Source organism: Amycolatopsis sp. NPDC058340, from assembly GCF_042723975.1.
Lineage (GTDB): Bacteria > Actinomycetota > Actinomycetes > Mycobacteriales > Pseudonocardiaceae > Amycolatopsis.
Genome location: NZ_JBHXIB010000011.1, coordinates 1 through 6,478 on the forward strand (window position 1 = coordinate 1; position 6,478 = coordinate 6,478).

General features: G+C 68.8%; 5 protein-coding genes. 1 reads left to right on the plus strand and 4 read right to left on the minus strand.

The window, feature by feature from the left end:
* Positions 1–117: 117 nt before the first annotated feature.
* Genes ACFWIW_RS15555 through ACFWIW_RS15570 form a run of 4 tightly spaced genes read right to left on the minus strand, consistent with a single transcriptional unit; the run spans position 118 to position 5,711 of the window.
* Entirely contained in the window at positions 118–1,041 is a 924-nt protein-coding gene (locus ACFWIW_RS15555; protein WP_378369057.1) for a 2Fe-2S iron-sulfur cluster-binding protein, read from the minus strand.
* On the minus strand, positions 1,038–2,774 hold the full coding sequence (locus tag ACFWIW_RS15560) for an NAD(P)H-dependent oxidoreductase subunit E (RefSeq protein WP_378369058.1): 1,737 nt from the start codon (positions 2,772–2,774) through the stop codon (positions 1,038–1,040). The genes ACFWIW_RS15555 and ACFWIW_RS15560 overlap by 4 nt, the downstream gene beginning before the upstream one ends.
* Positions 2,775–2,784: 10 nt before the next feature.
* Positions 2,785–4,704, minus strand: coding sequence for a molybdopterin oxidoreductase family protein (locus ACFWIW_RS15565; RefSeq protein ID WP_378369059.1), 1,920 nt, complete (start codon positions 4,702–4,704; stop codon positions 2,785–2,787).
* 14 nt (positions 4,705–4,718) lie between these two features.
* The gene (locus tag ACFWIW_RS15570; protein WP_378369060.1) at positions 4,719–5,711 is read right to left on the minus strand and encodes a 2-dehydropantoate 2-reductase; all 993 of its coding nucleotides are present in this window, start codon (positions 5,709–5,711) and stop codon (positions 4,719–4,721) included.
* 213 nt (positions 5,712–5,924) lie between these two features.
* Here ACFWIW_RS15570 and ACFWIW_RS15575 point away from each other — a divergent pair.
* The coding region (locus ACFWIW_RS15575) for a GntR family transcriptional regulator (protein WP_378369061.1) at positions 5,925–6,478 on the plus strand (554 nt) is incomplete at its 3' end.

Genomic DNA, 6,478 nt, shown 5'->3' on the forward strand with positions numbered 1-6,478 from the left:
CCCCGCCCCGCGCCCCGGCCCTTCGGTTCCCACCCCCCTAACCAACCCCCACCTCCGCCGCCCTGGCGCCCCCCACACCGCGCCACTTTGCCCTGCCATGCATGAGAACTCGGAGGTTCAGCGGTTCTGGACGTGCTGCCAGCCGAAGCGACCCTTGATGCAGAGGTTCCCGTGGGTCACCGAACTCTCGTGGGGCGAGGTCACCTTGACGATCTCGTTGTCCTGGACGTGCAACGTCAAGGAGCAGCCGACGCCGCAGAAGGTGCAGACGGTGGTCGTCGCGGTCTGCCGCGACTCGTCCCAGGTGCCGTCCTCACGTTTGTCGTGCTCGCGTTTGAAACTCAGCGCACCGGTCGGGCAGACCTCGACGCAGTTTCCACAGTAGACACACGCGCTGTCCGGCAGCGGGTTCGCGAACTCCGTCGAGATCCGCGCGTCGAAACCGCGCCCCGCCATGGTGATCGCGAAGGTGTTCTGCCACTGCTCGCCGCACGCGTCGACGCATTTGTAGCACTGGATGCATTTCCCGTAGTCGCGGACGTAGAGCTCGTTGTCCACTTTGACCGGCTGGCGCACGGTCGCCGCCGTCAGCCCGTCCGGGATCTCGTGCTCGCCGGGGCGGCGGTCGTCGCGGTCGTCCGAAGGGGGCGCGGGCGGGCCGAAACGCTCGGGTTCCGCGCCGCATTCGGCCATCCAGCCGGCGACGCCGGGCGTGGTGGACAGATCCGTCGCCGATCCGAGGAGTTCGAGTACCACCTTGCGGCTGAGCCTCGTCCGGTCGGTCTCGGTCCGCACCACCATGCCCGGTTCGGCCTTGCGGGAGCAGGACGGCACGAGCGTGCGCGATCCCTCGACCTCCACCATGCAGACACGACAGGCGTTCGCCGGTTCGAGGGTGTCTCCGTGGCAGAGCGTCGGGATGTCCTTGCCCGCCGCGGCACAGGCGTCGAGAATCGTGGCTCCTTCGGGAACTCTGACCGCCTCACCGTCCACAGTGAACTCGACGAGCCGTCGCGGGAGTCCCAATCCGACAATGGTCACGATGGCTCCTCCAGTGCGCCGAGCCGGTCGATCGCCGACTCGATGGCGTTCCAGGCGGTCTGGCCGAGTCCGCAGATGGACGAATCCCGCATCACCTGGCCGACTTCGCGCAGCAACGCGAGATCGTCGCCGCCGGTACCGAGCCTGCGGCCGCCGACGATCCGGTGCAGCGCCTCCTCCTGCCGCACGGTGCCGATCCGGCACGGCACGCATTGCCCGCACGACTCGTCGCGGAAGAACGCCGCGATCCGCAACAGGAATCCGCCGAGGTCGGCTTGGTCGTCGAGCGCGAGCACGACCCCCGAACCGAGCGTGGTACCCGCGGCTCGCGCGTCCTCCATGGTGAGCGGCAAGGTGGTTTCGTCCGGGCGCACGAAACCACCGGCCGCGCCGCCGAGCAGGACGGCCCGCAGTTCACGGCCTTCCTGCACTCCTCCGGCCAGTTCGAGCAGTTCCGCCAGCGTCGTCCCGAACGGCACCTCGTACACGCCGGGCCGCCGGACGTTGCCGGACACGCAGAACAGCTTCGGCCCGGTCGAGCGTTCGGTCCCGATACGCCGGTAGGCCTCGCAGCCTTCGGTGAGGATCAGCGGGATGTTGACCAGGGTCTCGACGTTGTTCACCACCGTCGGCTTGCCGAACAACCCCTTCTCCACCGGGAACGGCGGCTTGGACCTCGGCTCGCCGCGGTAGCCCTCGATCGAATTGAAGATCGCCGTTTCCTCGCCGCAGATGTAGGCACCCGCGCCGCGCCTGATCTCGATGTCGAACGAGAACCCTCGCCGCCCCAGGATGTCCTCGCCCAGGAACCCTCGTTCGCGAGCCATGTCGATGGCGTTGCGCAGCATCCCCAGTGCACGTGGATACTCGCCGCGCAGATAGACATACCCTTTTTGCGCCCCGATGGCGAACGCGGCGATCGTCATCGCTTCGACGAGCGCGAACGGATCCCCCTCGATCAGCACGCGGTCCTTGAACGTGCCCGGTTCGCTCTCGTCGGCGTTGCACACCAGGTACCGGGTCCGTTCGGGCTGCCGGGCGGCGGCGTCCCACTTCCGGCCCGTCGGGAACGCCGCGCCGCCCCGGCCCATCAGCCCCGAGTCGGTCACCTCGCGGATGACCCCGGCCGGACCGAGCAGCAACGCGTTCCTCAACGCCGCGTAACCGCCCGCCGCACGATACGCGTCCAGGCTCCCGGGATCGACGACGCCGACCCGCCGCAGCAGGCGCAGCCCTGAATCCCCTTGCTGCGGAACGGAAACCGCGGATTCCACCCATTCGGCGGGTTCGCGGGTGATCTCACCTGGCGTGGCCGGAGCGAGCACTCTCAGCTCGGCGGGGTCGCCCGCCTCGAAGGCCAGCGCCGCCGGAGCGCGTTCGCAGGCACCCAGGCACGGGCTGCGATGCCAGGCGATTCCCGCCGCGTCGAAGGTGTCGGTCACCGCCTCCGCGCCGTTGACCCGGCAGGCCAGGTCCGTGCAGACGTGGATCACGCGCGGCGGCCGTTCCTTGAGCGAGAACAACGCGTAGAAGCTCGCCACACCATAGGCTTCCGCCGGAGGAACGTTCAGCCGTCGGCAGATGTGGTTCAGCGCTCCCTGACTGATCCAGCCGACCCGGTCGTTCACGGCGTGCAACGCGGGAAGCAGCTGATCGCGGCTTCCCGCTCCGAGCGCGTCGACGGCGTGCCGCTCGGCGTCCGTCGGTTCGGCGTTCAGGAAACGCAGGTCCATTCCGGACTCCTCACACGGTGACGGGCAGCTTCTCGACCCGGATCGCGGCGGCCTTGTACTCGGCCGTTCCCGCGACCGGACAGGTCGCCTCGATGGTGATGACGTTGACGTCGATCTCGTCCGGGAAGTGGAAGGTCATGAACGCCAGGCCGGGACGCAGCCCCTCGTCGATCCGGACCGGTGCCTCGATCTCACCTCGGCGGGACGAGATCCGCACGACCTCGTCCTCGACGACACCGAGCCGCACCGCGTCCGCCGGGCACAGGTCGAGGGTCTCCCCGCGGCGCAGTGGCGAGGGGAACCCGCCGGACTGGACGCCGGTGTTGTAGGAGTCCAGCCGCCGTCCGGTGGTCAGCCGGATCGGGAAGTCCTCGGTGAGCAGATCCACCGGCGGGCTGTGGGCGATCACGGTGAACGGCGCCGGCCGCCCGCGTTTCGCGGGATCCTCTTCCCAGAGCCTGCCGTGCAGGAACGTCGGTTCGAGCTCGTCCTCGCGATAGCAGGGCCATTGGATACCGCCGAGTTCCTCCAGACGCTCGTAGCTCATCCCTGCGTGCATCGGCGACAACGTCCGGAGTTCGTTCCAGACGTCCTCGCCGCCCTGGTAGTCCCAGTCGTGGCCGAGACGGCGGGCGAGCTCGCACAGCAACTGGATGTCGTCGCGCGCGCCCTCCGGCGGTTCGAGCGCCTTTCGGACCCGCTGGACCCGGCGTTCGCTGTTGGTGAAGGTGCCGTCCGATTCGCACCACGCGGCCGAAGCGGGCAGCACGACATCCGCCAGCCGTGCCGTCTTGGTGAGGAAGATGTCCTGCACCACCAGATGTTCCACATTGGACAGACGTTTGATCGTGTGCTCACAGTCCGCTTCGGACTGGACCGGGTTCTCGCCGATGATGTAGACGCAGGTCAGGTCGCCGCGTTCCATCGCGTCGAGCATCTGCGTGAGGTTGAGTCCCTTGTGCGGCGGGATGTTCGAGCCCCAGGCCGCGTCGAACTTCGCCCGGACGTCCGCGTCGAGGATGTTCTGGAACCCCGGCATCCGGTCCGGAATGGCGCCCATGTCCCCGCCGCCCTGGACGTTGTTCTGGCCGCGCAAGGGGTTGAGCCCGGCGCCGTACCGGCCCACGTGCCCGGCCAGCAGCGCGAGATTGATCAGGGACAGGACGTTGTCGGTGCCGTTGTGATGCTCGGTGATCCCGAGCGTCCACGACAGCTGGCCGCGGTCCGCGCGGGCGTAGGTGTGCGCGAGTTCGCGGATCAGCTCGGCCGGGACGCCGGTCGTCTCCTCGGCGGCTTCGAGGGTCCAGGGCTCGACGGAGGCCGCGAACTCGGCGAAACCTTCGGTGGCCCGCTCGATGAACGCGGTGTTGGCCAGTCCGGAGTGGATGATCTCGCGCGCGATCGCGTGCGCCAGCGGGATGTCCGTGCCGACGTGCAGCTGGAGTTGCCGGTGCGCCCAGCTCGCGGTGCTGGTCCGGCGCGGGTCGATCACGAACAGTTTCGCGCCGCGGTGGACGGCCTTGAGCACGTGCTGGAAGAAGATCGGGTGGGCTTCGCGGGGGTTGCCGCCCCAGACGACGATGACGTCGGCGTCCTCGATCTCCTGATACGAAGACGTCCCGCCGCCGCTGTCGAACACCCGCGCCAGCCCGGCGACGCTCGGCGCGTGACAGGTGCGGTTGCACGAATCGACGTTGTTGGTGCCGATCACCGCGCGCGTGAACTTCTGCGCGACGTAGTTCATCTCGTTGGTCGCCCTGGCACAGGAGAACATGCCGAAGGCTTCGGGCCCTTTGGTGTCGAGCGTGCGCCGGAACCCGGCGGCGGCGCGCTCGAGCGCCTCCTCCCAGCTCGCTGGGCGCAGCACACCCGAATCGCGGACCAGCGGCTGAGTGAGCCGGACGTACGGCTCGGTGTTCTTGCGCTTCATCGGGTTCCTCCGATTCAGTGCGCTCCGACGGGAACGGCGTTCGCGGTCTGGCCGAGCAGGCCGATCGCGGCGTGGACGTGGCGCAAGGCGGGGGCGGGTACACCGGTCAGCTCTGAGAGCTCGACGACGGCGCCGATGATCGCGTCGATCTCCAGTGGTTTGCCCGCCTCGAGGTCCTGCAGCATCGACGTCTTGTGGTGGCCGACGCGCCAGGCGCCGTTGATGCGTTTCTCGACCGACACCTGGGGATCGCTGCCCGCGGCACGGGCGATCGCGAGGGTCTCGTTCATCATCGCGGCGACGAGCTCGCGAGTGTCCGGGTGCTCGCATATCTGGACCATGGTGGCCCTGGTCAGGGCGCTGAGTGGGTTGAAGGCGACGTTGCCCATCAGCTTGACCCAGATCTCGTCGCGAAGGTCGAGTTCGACCGGGGCCTTCAGCCCGCCCGCGATCATCGCGTCGGCGAGCGCCGCGCACCGGGACGTGACGCCGCCTTTCGGCTCCCCCAAAGCGAACCGGGTCCCTTCGAGATGCCGGATCACGCCCGGTTCCTCGATCACCGTCGAGCAGTAGACGACGCAGCCGATCGCGCGGCGCAGTTCGAGGACCTCGCTCACCGCGCCCCCGGGGTCGACCGTCTCGATCCGGCGGTTCTCCAGCGGATGCCCGGTCAGGCCGTGGAAGTACCACCACGGGATCCCGTTCTGCGCGGCCACGATCGCGGTGTCCTCGCCCAGCAGCGGTGCGATCAGCGGACCGCAGGAGGCGTACGAATTCGCCTTCAGGCCGAGGAAGACGAAATCGACCGGTCCGACCTGCGCCGGATCGTCGGTGACGTGGGGGTGGGCGGTGAAGTTCCCGCGCGGGCTGAGCACCCGCACGCCGTGCGCGCGCATCGCTTCGCCATGCGCCCGTCTCGCGATGAGGTGGACCTCCGCCCCGCCTCGGTGGAGCGCGGCGCCGGCGTACGCGCCGATCGCCCCCGCACCCAGAACAGCGACCTTCATGACGTGCCTCCCGCTCGGCCGAAGACCAGATTGCATACAGTATCCTGTAGATGGTCGCCACGCCAGCCCGTCCCGCATTTCGTCCTCTGAATGCGCCGGAACACGCGAGTTCCGGCCGCAGTCAGAGGACGAAATGCGGAGCAGAGGGGCGAATGTCAGGATTTTGCATACCAAAACCTGTATCCTGAACCGGACGAGTCATCCGGAGGTCCTGTGAGCCAGCCCGTTTCACCCCTGCCCGACCGCGGCCCCACCGGCCGCCGCGCCAAGGGCACGCTCAACCCGGCGACGGCCAAACGCGTCGAGCGGCCCGCTCCCCTGCGCCAGGTCGTCTACGAGGCGCTCGCGGAGCTGATCATCAACCGGACCCTCGAACCCGGCCAGCACCTGGTCGAGGCCGACCTCGCCGAGTACCTGGGCGTCAGCAGGCAGCCGGTCCGCGAAGCGTTGCAGCGCCTGCAGAGTGAGGGCTGGGTCGACCTGCGCCCGGCGCAGGGCGCCTTCGTGCACATGCCCACCGACGAGGAAGCCGATCAACTGCTCAGCGTGCGCACCGTGCTGGAGGCGCACTCCGCCCGTCTCGCCGCCGACAGGGCGGGCGATGAAGACGTCGAACGCTTGTGGGAACTGCAGAAAACCGGGCTGGAGGCGTTGGGCGCCGCCGACACCCAAAGCCACGGCGCGGCCCACGCCCCGCGCCACCCGGTGAAAACCCACCCGTACGGGCACACCCGACAGGCCCCGATGATCGGCAAAGTAGGCCCCCG